A 17,674-nucleotide genomic window follows, 5' to 3' on the forward strand; every position below is an offset into this window, starting at 1 on the left:
AGGGAACGAACGGTTCAATAAAGTTTCTTCTTCTTTTGATTTCAATCAAAAAGGAGACGAACAATAATGATGAAAAATGAAAAAGCTATTGTTGTATTTAGCGGAGGTCAAGATAGTACAACATGTCTATTTTGGGCTTTGAAAAACTTTAAAGAAGTAGAAACGGTTACTTTTCAATACGGTCAGCGTCATAGTCAAGAGATAGAGGTAGCAAAAGCTATCGCAGCTGATTTAGGTGTGAAGCATACCGTACTAGATATGTCACTTTTAAATCAATTAGCACCAAATGCCTTAACGCGAGATGACATTGAGATCGAGCAAAAAGAAGGAGAGTTGCCTACAACGTTTGTGGACGGCCGCAATCTGTTATTTTTATCATTTGCAGCCGTACTGGCTAAAAACAGCGGAGGCCGTCATATCGTAACAGGCGTTTGCGAAACTGATTTTTCAGGATATCCAGACTGTCGAGACGTATTTGTGAAATCGTTAAACGTCACGCTTAATTTATCAATGGACTTTGAATTTGTGATTCATACGCCGCTTATGTGGATTGATAAAGCAGAAACGTGGGCGTTAGCCGATGAGCTAGGGGCGCTTGAGTATGTGCGTGAAAAAACATTAACGTGCTACAACGGTATTGTTGCTGACGGGTGCGGCGAATGTCCCGCATGTCAATTGCGAAAACGCGGGTTAGATCAATACCTGCAAACAAAAGAAGGAGGAGAGAAATAATGCTGCAACAAATGTATCCTCAAGTATTTCATGACTATGAATATGAACTGAACAAAGATATGCAGTTTGCTGCGGCACATTTTGTTCCTCACACAGAAGCAGGTAAATGCCGTCAAGTCCATGGACATACGTATTTTGTAAATCTAACTGTTGCCGGAGATACATTAGACGAAGCGGGCTTTTTAGTAAACTTTGCGCTATTGAAAAAAATTGTTTCTGGTCAATTTGATCATACATTATTGAACGATCATTCTATCTTTAACGAAGAAAATCCAAATGATTTTCCTACAACTGAAGTTGTTGCCCGTAAAATTTATGAGTTGGTTCAAGAATATCTAGACACACTACCAAATAAGCCTTCTTGCGTACAAGTATTCGTGCGGGAAACGCCGACAAGTTACGTAGTTTACCGCCCAAAGAAGGTGAAAAAACGTGGCTAATACAATTCCAGTACTTGAAATATTCGGACCAACGATTCAAGGGGAAGGAATGGTTGTAGGACGTAAGACGATGTTTGTTCGTACCGCAGGCTGTGATTATTCCTGCAGCTGGTGTGATTCAGCTTTTACGTGGGATGGATCAGCTAAAAACGATATTCGTCAGCTAACAGCAGAACAAATTTGGACGGAGCTAAAAGAAATTGGAGGAGATTGCTTTGATCACGTCACCATTTCTGGAGGAAACCCTGCGCTTATCAAGGCGATTGGTTCACTTGTAGAGCTTTTGCACAGTCATGGGGTAAAAGCAGCTCTTGAAACACAGGGAAGCCGTTATCAGGATTGGTTCCTAAAGATCGATGATTTAACGATTTCTCCTAAGCCTCCAAGTTCATTAATGAAAACAAATTTCTCCGTATTAGACGATATTATAGAGACATTACTAAAGGAAAAACGCATGGCGCATATAAGCATAAAAGTCGTTGTATTTAATGATGAGGACTTTGAGTATGCAACGTCTGTTCATGAACGTTATCCTGAGGTTCCATTTTTTGTTCAAGTAGGCAACGAGGACTTAACGACAATCGATAATGCGTCGTTAACACAAGAATTGCTTAAAAAGTATGAGTGGTTAATCGATAAGGCAGTGGCAGCTAAAAACATGAACGATGTAAGAGTTCTGCCGCAGGTTCACGCCCTTGTGTGGGGAAATAAACGAGGCGTGTAAGCGCATAGCAAAAAATTTACAAAGAAAAATAAAAACAGATATATACAAAATAAAAAAACGCTGTTAGAATGACAATCGTAGAAAGAGAGGAAATGCAAATGAGCGGTCGAAAAGATGAAGAATTAGAAGGTGTATCACTCCTTGGAAATCAAGGAACAAACTATTTGTTTGAATATGCACCAGAGATTCTAGAAGCATTTGATAACAAACATCCAAATCGTGATTATTTTGTGAAATTCAACTGTCCGGAATTTACGAGCTTATGTCCAAAAACAGGTCAGCCGGATTTCGCAACCATTTATATTAGTTACATTCCAGATGAAAAAATGGTAGAAAGCAAGTCGTTAAAGCTTTATTTGTTCAGCTTCCGTAACCATGGAGATTTCCATGAAGACTGTATGAACATTATTATGAATGACTTAATTAAACTGATGAATCCAAGATATATTGAAGTATGGGGAAAATTCACACCACGCGGCGGGATTTCAATTGATCCATATACAAACTATGGCCGTCCCGGTACGAAGTATGAAGAAATGGCTAATTATCGCCTGATGAATCATGATTTATACCCAGAAACAATTGATAATCGTTAATTCGAACAAACAGGTTGTGTATGCAACCTGTTTTCCATTGCAAAAACAACAGGTGAGAAGGTGAAAGAATGTCACAGAGATCAGCATTAGTATTAGGTGCAAGCGGACTTGTTGGTCAAGAACTTTTAAAAATGTTATTAAGCAACAGCTTATATAACCATGTGACAGTGTTTGTTCGAAAAAAGCTACCAATCGAACACACAAAGCTACGTCAGCTTGAAATTGATTTTTCAGAGCTTGATAAGCACGAAGAATGCTTTGCAGTTGATGATGTGTATTGCTGTTTAGGCACGACAATGAAAAAAGCAAAAACAAAAGCGAAATTCATTAAAGTGGACTACGAATTTCCTTTAAAAGCGGCTAAATGTGCAGAAAAATATCGCTGCAAAAACTTTTTAACGATCACAGCAATTGGTGCTGATCTTCGTTCGCCATTCTTTTACAGTAAAGTAAAGGGGCAAGTAGAAGAAGATATCGCAAGCTTGTATATCCGTTCTACTCACTTTTTCCGCCCATCCTTATTATTAGGGAAGCGTCAAGAGTTTCGCCTATTTGAAAAGATTGGGGGATACACGTTAAAGTCGTGTTCATTTTGCCTTGTAGGAAAGTGGAGAAAGTATCGTCCAATTAAAGCGTATAACGTAGCCAAATCGATGATGAAAGCTGCTCTTGAAGATAAATGTGGCGTTCATGTACATGAAAGCCAAGACATTTATACAGGTGAATGCTATTATTCGTTTACCAACGGCAAGCGAGTATTATCAAAATAAAGAAAAGCCTCTTCATAAGAAGGGGCTTTTTTTCTATCTTCCGTCACTATCCGCATCTCCATCTCCACCGCTATCTCCATCTCCATCACCATCATGATCGTGGTTAGAAGCAGATTCACTCCAGCTTGTGTAGGAGTTAGAATCTTCTTCGGCATAATTCATGGGTTCAACGGATGTTTTTTTATTTGAAGTTTGTTTGCGTTTAAAAACGAACTGCACGATGAAAAAAAGAATGACAATAAGAGCAACGATAAACAATACAGTATCAAACATGCTAGTAATTCCTTTCGGTAAGAAGATAGTAGTAGCTTGTTCTTATTGTCACACGAAAATAAGCCCCTTTCAAGAAAAAATGGGGCCTGTTTTTGTTTCTTTAAGGAAACTTTTTTTATCTCAGCCATATATTATTGTATAAAGAAACATTTTAGAAAAGAGGGAGTACAGTGAAAAAAAATTCGAAGGATGTTAAGGTGCAACAGTATATTTACCTCATGTATAAGCTGGGGATTATTACAGAAGAACAAAAGAATCAATTCTTTCAAAACCAATAAAAAAGCAACCGCTTTTGCTTTCCGGCTGCTTTTTTCCTTTACATAGCTGGATTAATGATGATGTAGTTTTTGTGGTTGACAACAGTTCGCTGTTCTAAGTCTAAATCGCGGTAGTTTGTCATGTAAGTCAAATCTACAATCACGGAGTTTTCATTTACTTTTTCAACAATGCCCTGTAAGCCATTTTTAAATTCTATCAAGTTTCCTACCTCTGCTATTTTCATGATTTATCGCTCCTTTGTTTTAAATTAGTTCATTATAAATTTTTTAAATAATTTTAATTTTAAAAATAGTAAAACTAGTTAGCGTTTTCTTTTTTACAATTTTGCCTTAAAACTGGGAATTAGTAAAGAGTTTTTTGAAAAAATATAAAATAAAATTGAAAAAATAAGTAAAATGTGCTGAGAAATAAAAGGAATTGGTAGCTTTAATGAAAGAGAGAAGCAGGACAGTTCCATCTTTGTGCATCTTTCGTTATAATAAACGAGGTATAAACTTGTCATAAATTATAAGAATTAGAAGGTGTAGAAATTGAAAGATACTGGACTCGTGCTCGAAGGAGGCGGTATGAGAGGCCTTTATACAACTGGAGTTTTAGATTACTTTATGGAAAGAAATCTGTACCTTCCGTATGTAATTGGCGTTTCAGCCGGCGCTTGTCATGCCACTTCTTATTTATCTAGACAAATAGGAAGAAGTCGCAAAGCTAATTTAGATTTTTTAGAAGATCCTCGCTACTTGTCGTGGAAAAATTATTTTAAAACAAAAGAGATATTTGGAATGGATTTCGTTTTTGATGAAATTCCTAATCAGCTTCTTCCATTTGACTTTGAGGCATTTGCTGAGCGTACAGAGAAGCTTGTAGTAGGAGCAACGGACTGTGTGACTGGAGAACCCGTTTATTTTGATGAGTATGGCCGGGACATTTTGACAGCGGTTCGCGCTTCTAGTTCCCTTCCATTTTTAGCACCTGTCGTTACATATAAAGGAAAAGAGCTGTTAGACGGAGGAATCAGTGATCCGATTCCAATCAAAAAAGCAGTGCAGGATGGATATAGAAAAAATATTGTTGTGCTAACGCGAAACGAAGGATATCGAAAAAAGAAATCAAATATGCTTTGGTTATTGAAGCGCCAATATCGTCATTATGATGGGCTGACTCGTGCGCTTGAGAACCGCTATAAATTGTATAACGAAACATTGTCATATATTGAAGAACAGGAAAGACAGGGGAATATCTTTGTGATTCGTCCGCAAACCCCTCTTGTAGTAGGGAGAATTGAGAAGAATCGTGAGCGTCTTGACGCTCTTTACAACCAAGGATATAAAGAAGCTGAAGCTCAATTTGCATCTCTGCAAAATTGGCTGAACAGTTAAAAGCGAGGTGAAACTGAATGGATGAACAAACAGCAATAAACATGTTGAATGAGTTAAGTGAAGGAAAAGTAACCGAAATTAAAGTTAAAAAAGAAGACTTTCTTGCCTTTCGCCCTTTTTTAGTAAATCGCCCTGATTTCAAACATTTTCGTGGAATAGCTGGACGCGGTGGGGATTTTACCTATACGTATCTAGAAATTCCTAGGAGCTAAACGAAATGATGGCATTATTTGATTATGCCTTATATAATGGATGTATGAGCCTGTACAGTAGAGAATATACTGTTACAAGTGCTTGTGCGTTTATTTAGTAACGTACGGTAAGAGCGAATAAACGTGTTTAGTTATAGGAGGGATATTATGGATGAGTTTCGAAAAAGTACAGCACCTTTTTATTTTGCAGATCATATATGGAAAGATAAAAATGGAATGACGACTTATGGGATGCTGTTAACGAACCGGCCCGAAGATGACGGGGACTATGACCTCCATTCGTTATTAGAAGAAGCATATGTAGATCATAAAAAAATTCTAATTACTACTGTTTACGACAACAGTGAACAGCAGTTGACCGGATACGTGATACATTTATCAGATGATCAAGACGTCTTTACGTTTATGGATGATACGGGTGCTAAGCTAGTGATTGATTTCTATGATGTTGTAGAAATTGAGATCGAAGATTAAAAAGAGCTGAATGTTGATTACAACATTCAGCTCTTTTGTGTAAAAGTAGATGAATTTAAATGTTTATCATAAGAATTATAAGGGAAAAACAAATGAAGAAATTTCTGATTAAACTGAAAAAAAACCGGGAAAATATACCTGTATTTCAGAAAAATTACCGTGATTATGACAAAAAACAAGGTACAATGTCATAATTGTGTTCCGAACGTAATTTTGTTCATCAAACTTAAAGAAATGTAATTGAATCGTTCGGTGAAACCCCTATATAGCTATGATAGAGTAATACCATACGAAATTTCAGGAGGTATTACCTATGAAACATAGTTATATGAAATCAATGGTAGTAGCTTGTTTAGCTACTCTTTCATTTATAGGTTTTAATGCAACAGCTACGGCTGCAACTAATTATAAAGTAGTCAAAGGCGATAGTCTTTGGAAGTTAGGTAAAAGATATAGTGTAACAATTGACGATATTAAAAAATTAAACAATCGTCAAGGAGATATGATTTATATTGGTGAAACATTAGCGATTCCGAGTAAGACAAAAGTGCTGGCTGCTGAAACAACGGAACCTTCAACGGCAGCACCGGCTAATACAGCCAAGTCAGAACCAAAACCGGAACCGAAACCAGAAGCCAAACCGACGGAACAGCAAACACCTGCAGTTTCGATTTCAGCAAGTGAAAAAGATTTATTAGCGCGCTTAGTAGAAGCTGAAGCAAAAGGCGAATCATATGAAGGAAAAGTAGGGGTAGCAACAGTGGTGTTAAACCGTGTAGATTCTCCGAAGTTTCCAGATACGGTAACAGGAGTTATTAAACAAGTTGTCGGAAAAGCATACGCTTTTTCACCGGTCCAAAACGGATCAATTAACAAACCTGCTTCAGAAGATTCGAAAAAAGCAGTAGAGCAAGCATTGACTAGAAAAGATCGTTTAGACGATTCCATTTACTTTTATAATCCAAAAACAGCTACCGATAACTGGATTCGTTCACGTGCTGTAATTAAAACAATTGATCATCATGTATTTGCTAAATAAAAAAGAGCCGTTATGGCTCTTTTTTTAGTCTAAAAAAATATCTCGTTCCAAACTGCCTTCAGAACCTGTTAAAACCAGACCAATATCGGTATCAGCTTCTAAGTTCTGAACGATAGTAAAAGGCACTTTATGTTCGTTAGCCGCTTGAATATAGGGGGAGAGGTATGAGTAAGACAAGGAGCCATTTAAAAACAAATGACCGTCTTTCACTTTTTTTAAAAGAGGCTTTATTTTTACTGCATCTTTTTTCATGACTTGCCCTTTTTTTAGCGCAAGTTCAATATTCTCACGTAGAGCAGTTAAGAAATATCTTCTTTCGTCTCTTTTTGTTTCCTTTGCTCCGTACATTCCTCGTTCTAAGTATTCTTCTAGTTGATCAGACATTGCGTCACTTCCTTTCGTTATAAACTATAAACGATTATGGCTATAAGTAAAAGGGAGAGGAAAAAAGGAAAATCACTGTGCTATATCACCTGTTTTTTTGCTGAGTACAAAGAAAAACAAAAAATGTGTTGAAATTTAGCCTAAAATATTGTTTAATGTAAATAGATAGAAAATCCTATCGGTTTTTTATTAAAGGTTTGTAAGCGATTACAGATATACATACATAGCAGCGTTTGGGGAGACGCTCCTATGATTTTATGTTCAAAGCGCATTGTATAAAAAGGGGATTATATAGCTTTAGGGCATATACGGTCAAGCAAAGGGTCAGATAAATTAATAAAAAATCGCTATGTATTTTCGTAAGAAGAACGGTCAACATTTTTGTTGAGCGTTCTTTTTATGCGTTCATATTATGTTTATTCCTTATTGCAGCAGGTGCTGGAAATTACAAAGGTCCATTCCTCGTTTCATCTCTCTTATTTTACATAAGTTACATGTAGTATGTTTCAAAGCCTTAAAAAATATATGTCTCTACGCTTGTTTAATCCTAACGAGGTGGTAGAAAAGGAATATTTTTTAAGAAATCACAAAAAAAGAGGCGATCGCCTATGCAAGAGGTAGGTGAATAACATATGTAATAAAGAGAATGAAATATAATTTGAGGAGGCATGTATCATGCAAGAATTTGATATTAATGACATAAGAAGACCATTCGGTGGTTTTGGAGGCTTTGGTCGTCCAGGATTCGGTTTCGGTCGCCCGGGTTTTGGTTTCGGTCGTCCTGGTTTTGGCTTCGGCCGTCCGGGGTTCGGCTTTGGCTTTGGTCGCCCGTGGGGTTGGGGCTTTGGAGCTCCATTTCTTGGAGGATTAGTTCTTGGAAGTGCATTAGGAGGTCCAGGTTATTACGGTTATCCAGCACCATATTATCCGCCGTACCCACCATATTATCCTTATTATTATTAAAACAATGAGCGCTGATAAAGCGCTCTTTTATTATGTCCAGTCCAAGGTGTATATAGAATGAATGCAAGACGTTACGTTTAGAAAATGATAACAGTTTTAAATAAGGAATGAACGCTTAAGCTAAAGGAGACAAGTTTTCCTTGCAACAATTGTTGATTTTGCTATAATAACTTCGGTGGCATTTTTGGCCACTGGGTGGGCGAGGGATAGATGAAAAGAAGGAAATTAGATTGAACGCATTATTTGAAAAGTTGTTTCGTTTAAACGACCACCAAACAACTGTTGGAAAAGAAAGTTTAGCTGGGGTCATTTCATTTCTTTCCATCGTGTATATTATTGCTGTTAATTCAACCATTTTGTCTGATGCCGGTATTCCGCTGGAAGCAGGAATATTCGCAACAGTAGCTTCGGCTTTTGTAGGCTGTGTTATTATGGCTTTTTGGGCAAATGCGCCTCTTATTCTGGTGCCAGGTATGGGGATTAATGCATTGTTTACGTATACGATGGTTCAATCAATGGGGTTATCTTGGCAAGAAGGGTTATTAGCAGTAGTGATATCCGGCTTTCTTTTTATAGCATTAGCTTTTTCACGACTGTCTGCCAAAATTGTCTCTTCGATTCCGCATTCGCTAAAAGAAGCGATAACAGTCGGTGTTGGCTTATTTTTAACATTTATCGGTTTGCAAAAAGGGAAGCTTGTAGTTCCAAGCGAAAACACTTTTGTAGCACTTGGAGACTTGTCAGATCCGTTTGTGATCAGTACGCTGTTGACGTTAATTATCACAATCGTACTATTTATCCGAAATGTGAAAGGTAACTTTTTGTTAAGCATGATTGCCGGATCAGTCCTTGCCTTCTTACTTGGTGTAAGAAGCGGTGCAGAAAAAGGACAGTCCGCTGGGAGCGTGAACGACTTCTTTAGCAGCTTTGGCACATTGTCTTTTGGAGCTATTGGAGACGTTGCGTTTTGGGCAGCTGTCTTTTCATTAACAATGGTATTGATTTTTGAAAATATCGGTTTGCTGCATGGTCAGCTAGGTATGATGAATCAAGATGGCAAATTTCCGCGGGCCTTTCAAGCAACAGCCGCCTCAGCTTTGCTAAGCGGCGTGTTTGGAACAAGTCCAACGGTGTCTTCTGTAGAAGGAGCATCTGGTATTGCAGCAGGAGGGCGAACGGGTTTAACATCGCTGATTACAGGAGTTTTATTTTTAAGTTCACTTCTGTTTATTCCATTTATCAAGCTGGTTCCAGATAGTGCTATTGCACCTATTCTCATTGTTATTGGAGCATTGATGATTCAAAATATCAAAAACATCAATTTACAGGACTTAACAGAAGGTTTCCCTGCATTTTTAATTATTGCGCTTATTCCTCTTACGTACAGCATTGCTGATGGAATTGCATTTGGGTTCATTGCGTATCCACTGCTTAAATTATTCCTTGGTAAAATGCGTGAAGTATCGATGTTTATGTATGTAAGCGCGCTGTTGTTTTTCTTGAATTTTGTGCTGCATTATATTGCTTAAAATAGACAGCTGAGTATTTTTTCTCAGCTGTTTTTTGTGTTTGCGGTAAAGAATCCTCTTTTTAGATATCATACTCCGTATTTCGTGTCCTTTGGCTAATCTGCCGCTTCTAAAATGACGTTTCCTGCGTAAAGTAGTACAGAAGTCGGAGGGGAATATAAGGGGGGGAGAAAATGATGGGAATTAAATTAATTAAAATATCAGCCGTTTATTTTGGAATTGGCATCATATTGGGGTATTATATGTCAATTGTTCACAGCTACGCTTTGACACCTGTTCACGTGCACATCAATTTATTAGGATGGACATCGCTTACGTTAGCGGGACTTATTTATTATTTATTTCCTGCGTTTAGCGAAAGTAAATTAGCCAAACTGCACGTATGGTTGCATAATATAGGATTACCGGTCATGATGATTGGTTTATTTTTCATGATCGTACTAGAAAACCAAGCTTTTACCCCCGTAGTGGCAGCAGGAGCAACACTTACGGCTATTGGCGTTTTAATTTTCGTATATCACATCCTTAAAAATTTGAAATCTGAACGATAAACGAAGAAGGTCGGTGACGCCGGCTGCTAATTTCAAAAGGAAAAAGAACCAGCTATAGCGAATATACATGTAAACAAGGTGAAAGAGTGATTTACATAAAGGTGTGCTAGGCATCTTTATAAGGAGGGGTAAGCTGCAGGGATTTCTAGCTCTTATAAAAGCCAATAAAAGGGCTGATTATAAGTTTCTTGCGGCGGAGATACTATGGGAGAACATCAACAATTAGTGCGTGTTAGGGAGCTAGCAAATGAAATTATTCGACTTCGTCTTCAAGACCGTACAACTTATGACGAATTAGAGTTGCAAAATAATGTAGAGTTGTTGTCTCGTTCTGTGGTTGACTTAGTAAATATTATGTTAGCCGAAGATGTGGATTCTTCTACGTCTTTAAAAGCTACAGCTTCTAAAATGAAAATGGTGTATAATAACATGCATCAAGCTGAGAAAAAAGATTATTTGCATTTCTAATTGCTAGGCTCCTTTTCGCCACAAACGAAATGGAGGTGTACGAGGCAGATGCTATCGTCACTAACGACTTCTGAAGCTATTGTAGCATCCGTTCTTGCACTGGTTGTCATTGCCGTTTCCATTATCTTTTTTGCCACTCTTATTATGGTTGTTGTTCGACGAGAAAGAATCAGCAGCTTGGTTAATCACGGAGAGCATGCAGATGGAAAGCAAAAAAGCTTAGGTGAATTTTTTCGTTCTTTACGGAAAAAATAACTACCGTTTTCTTATTAAATAGATAAAAGCGGTCAATTTAAACGTTGACCGCTTTTTTTAGATGGTTTGCTTATTTTTTTCTAAAACAATACCCGCTGCTTCACTAACAGATGACACAACAGCAGAGGCATGGCGCTGAACAGCTTCAGGAGCTGTAGCCATAGCGAAACTGTTCGGCGTTAATTGAAACATAGGAATATCATTAAATGAATCCCCCACACATGCAATTTCCTCTGGTTTTAGCTGAAGATGATTTAATAAAATTTCAATGGCATTTCCTTTGCTGATATGTTTAGGCATAATATCCAAACACTGCTTGGCAGAAATATATGTATCAATATAATCACCAAACTCTTCGTTCACTTCTTTTTGCAGAGCTACCATTTCATCATGATCTCCAAGAACCGTGATTTTAGATGGAGAAAGAGCGTGACCAAATGAATCCGTCATTTTAATTTGTTCTTCGATAGGGAAAAACATGTGAGTTTCAATCGCTTCAATAATTTCATTTCGCTGCTCTACATAATTCGTGTCGTTTGAACAGACAAGTGTAATACGGTTAGGATCTATCGTTTTTTTATAAAGTTGAGCCGCTAAATCATCTTCAAACACTTTTCCATGAAGTTCTTGATTTTCTTTAGTCCACACAAATCCTCCGTTTTGGCTTATGCGATGAAATGTATTATTAATATCAGTAGAAATCTTTAAAATTTCCGCATCCATTCGTCCCGAAGCAAGACAAACCTCTACTCCTTGGCGCTGAAGTTCACTAAGTGCGTCTGCATTATGCTGTTCTACGTATTTTTCTTCGTGTAAAAGAGTGCCATCTAAATCGCTTACAAATAACTTAATCATTTCTTGAAAATTCCTTTCCCTAAAAAATTTGCTGTGATAAGAGCGTTACAAATTTATTACATTCCTTATTCTATCAGTGTTTCCCAAGAAACTCATAAAAAAAGCTCAAACCGGCGGTGAATTCAAAGAGATTAAGACATAACTACATCAATTTTTTCCGCAGGAGTCTTCGCTTTACCCTTCAAACAGCTAGAAACAGCTACATGAAATCCAGTTCACGATCACAATGAAAAAAATCCGAACGCAGTTGATTCTCAATTAAGAATCTGGATTTACCGTTCGGATCTTTCTTCAGCTACAATTCATTTGTCGCAGCCTTTTTTTCAGGTTTGTTCACTGTAAAAAAACAGCCGCGGTCTAAAAGACCGCGGCCATATTTTACAATACGTTAAAATATTTCGCTTCAGGATGTGCAAAAACAAGGGCTGTAACAGAAGCTTCTGGTTCCATCATGAAACCGTCTGTTAACTGAATGCCGATGTCTTCAGGTTTAAGTAATTTAAACAGTTTTGCTTGGTCTTCAAGGTCTGGACATGCAGGATATCCAAATGAAAAACGCTGACCTTGGTATTTGGCTGAAAAACGCTCCGCCATTGTAAAGTCAGGCGAATCAGGGAATCCCCAGCGGTCACGAATTTGCTGATGAACACGTTCTGCTAATCCTTCAGCTAGTTCAAGCGCAAGAGCTTGGAATACGTGACTCTTTAAAAACTCGCCGTTTTCTTTGAATTTCGCCGCGCGTTCGCGAATGCCTGTTCCTGCTGTTACAGAGAAGAAACATACATAGTCCATCTCTTTTTCTTTAGGCTTTGCAAAATCAGATAAGCACAGGAACTGTCCTTTTGCTTGCCGAGGGAAGGTAAAGCGTTCAATTTCTGTTTTCTCATCAGCAGGATCATAAATAATTAAATCATTTCCGTCTGCTTGAGCAGGGAAGAACTGATAAATAACCGCTGGCTTAATTAAGTTTTCTTTTAGTGCCAGTTCGAGCAGGTCATCAACGGTTTCTTTTAATTGAACAGCACGCTCGTCTTTTTCAGCAAGCAGCTTATTCACTTTTCCTTTTAGTCCTAAGTGATGGCCTAAAAGCATCTGCCAGTTAATATACGGAAGAACCTGTGCCAAATCGTAGTGTTTGACAACGTGCCGCTTTAAATCAGCCGGTACAAAAACAGGAGCGTCCGTTGAAATGGCGGATCTTTCTAAAACAGCGGTAGCTGCTTGAGCGGTTTGAGGCTGGCGTTCTCGAACTGTTACTTTCTTTTCTTGCCGCGTTTTTAAATCTGCTAAAAGCTGAATAACTTCTTCTTTGTTCTGCAGCTTATTTGCTAACGCTAATCCGTCCATCGCATCTTTGGCGTAGAGGACCGCACCTTCATATTCCGGGGCAATTTTAAAGTCAGTAAATTTACGGGAAAGGGCAGCGCCTCCTACCATAATTGGAACATCAATGCTTGATTGTGTTAAATCTTGGGCAGTTAAAACCATTTGCTGAGCTGACTTTACTAGAAGACCTGACAGGCCAATGATGTCTGGCTTTTCTTCTTTTACTGCTTCAATCAGCTGCTGTGGCGTTACTTTAATCCCTAAATCAATTACTTTAAAACCGTTGTTGCTTAAAATGATGTCTACTAAGTTTTTACCGATATCGTGCACGTCGCCTTTAACCGTTGCAAGAATCACTTTGCCTTTTCCAGAATCATTTTCAGTTGCTTCCATATGAGGTTCTAAAAAGGCAACGGATGCTTTCATAACTTCCGCACTTTGAAGCACTTCTGCTACAATCAGCTGGTTGTCATTAAACAAACGTCCAACTTCCGCCATCCCCTTCATAAGCGGTCCGTTAATAATATCTAACGGATCATCATATTGAGCTAAAGCTTGTTCTAAATCAGGAAGCAATCCTTCTTTTGTCCCTTCAACAATATACATTGCCAATCGTTCTTCGAGTGTTAGCGTAGAAATTTCTACTTTTGCTTCTTTCTTTTTATCACGATAAAAGTCGGTAAACGTGCTTAACGTTTCATCAGTTGTGTTAAATAATAACGCATTAGCAAGCTCAATTTCAGCTTCTGGAATAGAAGCATAGCGTTCTAATTTTTCTGTATTAACAATGGCATAATCCAGTCCAGCCTGCGTACAGTGATAAAGGTAAACCGCATTTAGTACTTCACGTCCGACTGGAGGAAGACCGAATGACACGTTACTTACGCCAAGAATGGTCAGGCAATCAGGCAGGGCTTCTTTAATCATTTTAATTCCTTTAACTGTTTCTTCAGCAGAACCAATATATTGTTCATCACCAGTCCCTACAGGAAACACAAGAGGGTCAAAAATAATATCTTTTGGATTAAAGCCATGTTTTTCAACAAGTAAATCATGTGAGCGTTTTGCAATCTCTACTTTTCGTTCTGCAGTAACGGCCATGCCTGTTTCATCGATTGTACCGACAACCAGAGCTGCACCGAATTTTTTTACTAGCGGTAAGATTGCATCAAAACGCTCTTCACCATCTTCTAAGTTAATGGAGTTAATAATGACCTTACCTTGCGAGTACGTTAAAGCTTTTTCAATAACTTTCTCGTCGGTTGAATCGATTACAAGAGGAACCTTCACTTTTTTTACAACTTCTTGAATAAACTCCTCCATGTCTTCCATTTCTTCACGGTCCGGATCTGCTAAGCAAATATCAATAACGTGAGCACCATTTTTAACTTGAGCACGCGCAATTTCAGATGCTTCTTCAATTTTTCCTTCCGCAATCAGACGCTTGAACTTGCGAGAACCGATTACATTCGTACGTTCTCCCACAAAAAGAGGGCGCATAGAATCATCATATACAAGTGGTTCAATACCGGTTACAGCATGGTTATGCTCGGAGCGATCAAGCGAACGAGGAGCAACCTCTTTTACCGCTTCAGCCAGTGCTTTAATATGAGCAGGTGTTGTACCGCAGCATCCGCCTACAAAGTTCAGCCAGCCTTTATCAGCAAACCCTTTAATTTTTTGAGCAAGCAGCTCAGGAGATTCATGATAATTGCCTTCTTCATCCGGAAGTCCAGCGTTTGGATAACAGCTAACTGCTGAAGTGGCTAGGTCTGAAAGAGAGCGAATATGATCCGTCATAAATTCAGGGCCTGTTGCGCAGTTAAGTCCGACTGAAAGAGGCTTCATGTGTTCCAGTGATAAGTAAAAAGATTCGATATCTTGACCAGCGAGAGTTGTTCCCATCGGCTCAATTGTTCCTGAAATCATAATAGGAACTTCGGTTTTGAGTTTTTCAAACGCCGCTGTAATGCCTAGAAATGCGGCTTTTACGTTCAGCATGTCTTGACAGGTTTCGACTAAAAGCAAGTCAACGCCGCCGTCTAACAAACCTCGAGCTTGCTCTTCGTACGATTCTACTAACTCAGGGAATGTAATACCTCCGGTAACAGAGAGAGTTTTAGTGGTAGGACCGATAGCTCCAGCTACGAACCTAGGCCATTCGGGAGTTGAATATTTATCGCGGGCTGCACAAGCAAGCTTCACAGCTTCGATATTCAATTCATACGCCAAGTGACCTAAATCGTATTCATCAAGTACGGTAGATGTTGAGCCAAACGTATTGGTTTCAATGATGTCAGCACCTGCTGCAAAGTACTCTTCATGAATGCGTTGAATGACATGAGGCGCTGTTCGAGTCAAATATTCGTTGCAGCCTTCATATTCTTCGCCGCCGAAATCTTCAGCGGTTAAATCAGCATCTTGAATCATCGTTCCCATTGCTCCATCGATGACGAGTATTCGCTTCTTTAGTTGTTGTTCGATAAGTGAGCTCATTTATATCTTCCTTTCTGATGTAACAAGTTGCTTGTCATGAATATAGCGTGTTAGAATTTCAGTCATTTCATAGCGCATAAACGGCGTAATTAAGTAAATACCGTCAAATAGCTCATATGCTGTATCAATTAAGTTTTTTGCAATGGCAAGGCCTTCGACTTCACCGCGAATCCGGTCATTTCCCGTTGTGTCCATGCGTTCTAGAATATCTTCTGATAATTTAATTCCAGGTACTTCATGGTGAATAAATCGAGCGTTTCTCGCGCTTGTTAACGGCATGATCCCGATGTATACCGGTGTTGTTAAATGTTTGGTTGCTTCATATACCTCTTCAATTTGCTTAGTTGAATAGAGAGGCTGAGTAATGAAATAGTGAGCCCCGCAATCGATTTTCTTTTCCAAACGCTGAACGGCTCGGTCTAAGTGACGCACGTTTGGGTTAAAGGCAGCCGCGATGGAAAAATTGGTTTTTTGACCAAGCGGTTTGCCGGAATAAGATAGTCCTTCATTAAACTGAGCGATTAAACTAATCAAGTCAAATGAAGATAAATCGTAGACAGAAGTGGCGCCAGGGAAATCGCCAACTTTTGACGGATCACCGGTAATTGCAAGCACTTGATTCATTCCTAGCGTATGAAGTCCCATTAAATGAGATTGAAGTCCAATTAAATTTCGATCGCGACAGGTAATATGAATAAGCGGTCGTGCTTTTGTTTCTTGCTGCATCAGTGTTGCCATTGCCAAGTTGCTGATGCGAGGTGAGGCAAGAGAATTATCAGCTAATGTAATAGCATCTACGCCGACTTTATCGAGTGCTTTTGCACCTTCTAAAAATTTCGTCGGACCCAGCTGTTTAGGCGGATCTAGCTCGACGATAACCGAGCGGCGCTTCTTCACAATTTCATGCATATGAGGTTTATCCTGCTGCTCACGCTCTTGAACCGTAACGGCTGGTCTCATTTTAACGACTTTGCTTGTAATCGGAGGCAGGTCTTTTAAGGCAGATGACATTGCGCGTACGTGAGCTGGTGTTGTACCGCAGCATCCTCCAATTAAGCGAACCCCTTGTTCGCGGAATAAACGTGCGCTTTCTACAAAGTAGTCTTCATTCGTTTCATACTCCAGCTTTCCTTCCACATACGCCGGAAGGCTGGCATTAGGGTAAGCAGATAAGAAAGCACGATCAGGAAGCGGTACTTCTTCAAGAGACTGAATCATATGATAAGGACCTAAACGGCAGTTTAGCCCGACAACATCTGCTCCTAAGTCTTCTAATTCTTTTAATGCATCTGCTAAAGGACGCCCATCTTGCAGTACGCCAATATCATGCAGGGAAACGTGGGTAATAATAGGCTTATCCGTTTCTTTTCTTGCCAGTGTAAGAACGGTTTTTAATTCTTCGAAATCATAGTATGTTTCAAACAAAAGGCCATCCACGCCTTCATTTAAAAGCCAAAACATTTGTTCACGAATGCTTCGCTTAACTTCTTCTAAACTAATAGCGTTTTTTTGGAAAGAACGAATTCCGCCGAGTGTACCAACCACGTAAGCCTGATCTTTTGCAGCTTGTTTCGCTAATTTTACACCAGCAACATTGATGTCTTTGACTGAATCTTCTAATCCATAACGGGCAAGTTTTTGATAATTAGCAGCGTACGTATTTGTTTGAATAACGTTTGCACCAGCTTCTACATAGGCTCTGTGAATACGAGAAACCTCTTCTGGTTTGGTGATGTTTAGTTCTTCAAAACAGCTGTCAATACCGTGTGAGTAAAGGAGGGTACCAGTGGCACCATCCCCAATTAAAATTTTAGACTTTAAATCTTCAAGTAACCCCATGTCAAAACCTCCTTAAATTGTTCCGCTTCTATTTCACGATTGATTCGTTTTATGCAATATGCCGATAAAATAGAAAAAGTCTTCTTAAGAAGA

At 38.8% G+C, this 17,674-nt stretch carries 20 protein-coding genes; 14 read left to right on the forward strand and 6 right to left on the reverse strand.

The annotated features are described in order from the left end of the window. Positions 1-66 precede the first annotated feature (66 nt). The 5 genes from queC to AC1D0Y_RS08920 all read left to right on the forward strand — a co-directional run bounded on the left by queC (position 67) and on the right by AC1D0Y_RS08920 (position 3,262). Complete coding sequence (queC, locus tag AC1D0Y_RS08900) at positions 67-732, forward strand: 7-cyano-7-deazaguanine synthase QueC (RefSeq protein ID WP_028414148.1); 666 nt, start codon at positions 67-69, stop codon at positions 730-732. Next, a complete protein-coding gene (queD, locus tag AC1D0Y_RS08905; protein ID WP_013055983.1) occupies positions 732-1,172 on the forward strand; it encodes a 6-carboxytetrahydropterin synthase QueD in 441 nt (146 codons plus the stop codon). Before queC ends, queD begins: the two co-directional genes overlap by 1 nt. Then, positions 1,165-1,896: a 7-carboxy-7-deazaguanine synthase QueE gene (queE, locus tag AC1D0Y_RS08910; RefSeq protein ID WP_477707511.1), complete on the forward strand. Its 732-nt coding sequence runs from the start codon at positions 1,165-1,167 to the stop codon at positions 1,894-1,896. The genes queD and queE overlap by 8 nt, the downstream gene beginning before the upstream one ends. Positions 1,897-1,994: 98 nt before the next feature. Further along, a complete protein-coding gene (queF, locus tag AC1D0Y_RS08915) occupies positions 1,995-2,492 on the forward strand; it encodes a preQ(1) synthase (protein WP_013082243.1) in 498 nt (165 codons plus the stop codon). A gap of 68 nt (positions 2,493-2,560) precedes the next feature. Beyond that, positions 2,561-3,262, forward strand: a complete 702-nt coding sequence (locus tag AC1D0Y_RS08920) for an NAD(P)H-binding protein (RefSeq protein WP_013055986.1) — start codon at positions 2,561-2,563, stop codon at positions 3,260-3,262. A 33-nt stretch (positions 3,263-3,295) separates the two neighbouring features. On the opposite strand, the gene AC1D0Y_RS08925 is transcribed toward AC1D0Y_RS08920, so the two are convergent. Together AC1D0Y_RS08925 and AC1D0Y_RS08930 are read right to left on the reverse strand one after the other, a co-directional pair. Continuing rightward, positions 3,296-3,535: a hypothetical protein gene (locus AC1D0Y_RS08925; RefSeq protein WP_477707512.1), complete on the reverse strand. Its 240-nt coding sequence runs from the start codon at positions 3,533-3,535 to the stop codon at positions 3,296-3,298. Between the two features lie 316 nt (positions 3,536-3,851). Next, on the reverse strand, positions 3,852-4,037 hold the full coding sequence (locus tag AC1D0Y_RS08930; RefSeq protein WP_013082245.1) for a YkvS family protein: 186 nt from the start codon (positions 4,035-4,037) through the stop codon (positions 3,852-3,854). A gap of 307 nt (positions 4,038-4,344) precedes the next feature. Between AC1D0Y_RS08930 and AC1D0Y_RS08935 the strand changes: the two genes are divergently transcribed. The 4 genes from AC1D0Y_RS08935 to AC1D0Y_RS08950 all read left to right on the forward strand — a co-directional run bounded on the left by AC1D0Y_RS08935 (position 4,345) and on the right by AC1D0Y_RS08950 (position 6,915). Then, positions 4,345-5,190 carry a patatin-like phospholipase family protein gene (locus AC1D0Y_RS08935; protein ID WP_081085295.1) on the forward strand — a complete coding sequence of 282 codons (846 nt, stop codon included), beginning with the start codon at positions 4,345-4,347 and terminating at the stop codon, positions 5,188-5,190. 17 nt (positions 5,191-5,207) lie between these two features. After that, positions 5,208-5,402, forward strand: a complete 195-nt coding sequence (locus AC1D0Y_RS08940; RefSeq protein ID WP_013055990.1) for a hypothetical protein — start codon at positions 5,208-5,210, stop codon at positions 5,400-5,402. A gap of 147 nt (positions 5,403-5,549) precedes the next feature. Further along, positions 5,550-5,876, forward strand: coding sequence for a hypothetical protein (locus AC1D0Y_RS08945; protein WP_013082248.1), 327 nt, complete (start codon positions 5,550-5,552; stop codon positions 5,874-5,876). A 313-nt stretch (positions 5,877-6,189) separates the two neighbouring features. Next, entirely contained in the window at positions 6,190-6,915 is a 726-nt protein-coding gene (locus tag AC1D0Y_RS08950) for a cell wall hydrolase (protein ID WP_050689417.1), read from the forward strand. Between the two features lie 24 nt (positions 6,916-6,939). On the opposite strand, the gene AC1D0Y_RS08955 is transcribed toward AC1D0Y_RS08950, so the two are convergent. Continuing rightward, positions 6,940-7,299 carry a YueI family protein gene (locus tag AC1D0Y_RS08955; protein WP_028407910.1) on the reverse strand — a complete coding sequence of 120 codons (360 nt, stop codon included), beginning with the start codon at positions 7,297-7,299 and terminating at the stop codon, positions 6,940-6,942. Positions 7,300-7,974: 675 nt separating this feature from the next. On the opposite strand from AC1D0Y_RS08955, the gene AC1D0Y_RS08960 reads away from it, so the two are divergent. The 5 genes from AC1D0Y_RS08960 (at position 7,975) to AC1D0Y_RS08980 (ending at position 11,065) form a co-directional block, all read left to right on the forward strand. Further along, positions 7,975-8,262, forward strand: coding sequence for a hypothetical protein (locus AC1D0Y_RS08960; protein WP_013055995.1), 288 nt, complete (start codon positions 7,975-7,977; stop codon positions 8,260-8,262). 230 nt (positions 8,263-8,492) lie between these two features. Next, complete coding sequence (locus AC1D0Y_RS08965) at positions 8,493-9,791, forward strand: NCS2 family permease (protein ID WP_028407911.1); 1,299 nt, start codon at positions 8,493-8,495, stop codon at positions 9,789-9,791. 176 nt (positions 9,792-9,967) lie between these two features. Then, entirely contained in the window at positions 9,968-10,342 is a 375-nt protein-coding gene (locus AC1D0Y_RS08970) for a cbb3-type cytochrome c oxidase subunit I (protein WP_050689415.1), read from the forward strand. 204 nt (positions 10,343-10,546) lie between these two features. Then, positions 10,547-10,810: a hypothetical protein gene (locus tag AC1D0Y_RS08975; protein ID WP_013055998.1), complete on the forward strand. Its 264-nt coding sequence runs from the start codon at positions 10,547-10,549 to the stop codon at positions 10,808-10,810. 48 nt (positions 10,811-10,858) lie between these two features. Further along, positions 10,859-11,065 carry a hypothetical protein gene (locus AC1D0Y_RS08980; protein ID WP_013055999.1) on the forward strand — a complete coding sequence of 69 codons (207 nt, stop codon included), beginning with the start codon at positions 10,859-10,861 and terminating at the stop codon, positions 11,063-11,065. Positions 11,066-11,122: 57 nt separating this feature from the next. Here the strand turns inward: AC1D0Y_RS08980 and AC1D0Y_RS08985 are convergent, their stop codons facing one another. The 3 genes from AC1D0Y_RS08985 to AC1D0Y_RS08995 all read right to left on the reverse strand — a co-directional run bounded on the left by AC1D0Y_RS08985 (position 11,123) and on the right by AC1D0Y_RS08995 (position 17,581). Continuing rightward, complete coding sequence (locus tag AC1D0Y_RS08985; RefSeq protein ID WP_028407913.1) at positions 11,123-11,920, reverse strand: HAD family hydrolase; 798 nt, start codon at positions 11,918-11,920, stop codon at positions 11,123-11,125. Between the two features lie 378 nt (positions 11,921-12,298). Then, positions 12,299-15,742 carry a methionine synthase gene (metH, locus tag AC1D0Y_RS08990; RefSeq protein ID WP_028407914.1) on the reverse strand — a complete coding sequence of 1,148 codons (3,444 nt, stop codon included), beginning with the start codon at positions 15,740-15,742 and terminating at the stop codon, positions 12,299-12,301. After that, positions 15,743-17,581 (reverse strand): bifunctional homocysteine S-methyltransferase/methylenetetrahydrofolate reductase, encoded by a 1,839-nt coding sequence (locus tag AC1D0Y_RS08995; RefSeq protein WP_060746726.1) that lies wholly within the window; start codon positions 17,579-17,581, stop codon positions 15,743-15,745. Positions 17,582-17,674 lie beyond the last annotated feature (93 nt).

This window comes from Priestia sp. P1_B12_1 (assembly GCF_056406695.1).

Coding starts and splice junctions, on each gene's coding strand:
- queC (WP_028414148.1), top strand. CDS start 67: ATGATGAAAAATGAAAAAGCTATTGTTGTATTTAGCGGAGGTCAAGAT.
- queD (WP_013055983.1), top strand. CDS start 732: ATGCTGCAACAAATGTATCCTCAAGTATTTCATGACTATGAATATGAA.
- queF (WP_013082243.1), top strand. CDS start 1,995: ATGAGCGGTCGAAAAGATGAAGAATTAGAAGGTGTATCACTCCTTGGA.
- AC1D0Y_RS08920 (WP_013055986.1), top strand. CDS start 2,561: ATGTCACAGAGATCAGCATTAGTATTAGGTGCAAGCGGACTTGTTGGT.
- AC1D0Y_RS08925 (WP_477707512.1), bottom strand. CDS start 3,535: ATGTTTGATACTGTATTGTTTATCGTTGCTCTTATTGTCATTCTTTTT.
- AC1D0Y_RS08930 (WP_013082245.1), bottom strand. CDS start 4,037: ATGAAAATAGCAGAGGTAGGAAACTTGATAGAATTTAAAAATGGCTTA.
- AC1D0Y_RS08940 (WP_013055990.1), top strand. CDS start 5,208: ATGGATGAACAAACAGCAATAAACATGTTGAATGAGTTAAGTGAAGGA.
- AC1D0Y_RS08945 (WP_013082248.1), top strand. CDS start 5,550: ATGGATGAGTTTCGAAAAAGTACAGCACCTTTTTATTTTGCAGATCAT.
- AC1D0Y_RS08950 (WP_050689417.1), top strand. CDS start 6,190: ATGAAACATAGTTATATGAAATCAATGGTAGTAGCTTGTTTAGCTACT.
- AC1D0Y_RS08955 (WP_028407910.1), bottom strand. CDS start 7,299: ATGTCTGATCAACTAGAAGAATACTTAGAACGAGGAATGTACGGAGCA.
- AC1D0Y_RS08960 (WP_013055995.1), top strand. CDS start 7,975: ATGCAAGAATTTGATATTAATGACATAAGAAGACCATTCGGTGGTTTT.
- AC1D0Y_RS08970 (WP_050689415.1), top strand. CDS start 9,968: ATGGGAATTAAATTAATTAAAATATCAGCCGTTTATTTTGGAATTGGC.
- AC1D0Y_RS08975 (WP_013055998.1), top strand. CDS start 10,547: ATGGGAGAACATCAACAATTAGTGCGTGTTAGGGAGCTAGCAAATGAA.
- AC1D0Y_RS08980 (WP_013055999.1), top strand. CDS start 10,859: ATGCTATCGTCACTAACGACTTCTGAAGCTATTGTAGCATCCGTTCTT.
- AC1D0Y_RS08985 (WP_028407913.1), bottom strand. CDS start 11,920: ATGATTAAGTTATTTGTAAGCGATTTAGATGGCACTCTTTTACACGAA.
- metH (WP_028407914.1), bottom strand. CDS start 15,742: ATGAGCTCACTTATCGAACAACAACTAAAGAAGCGAATACTCGTCATC.
- AC1D0Y_RS08995 (WP_060746726.1), bottom strand. CDS start 17,581: ATGGGGTTACTTGAAGATTTAAAGTCTAAAATTTTAATTGGGGATGGT.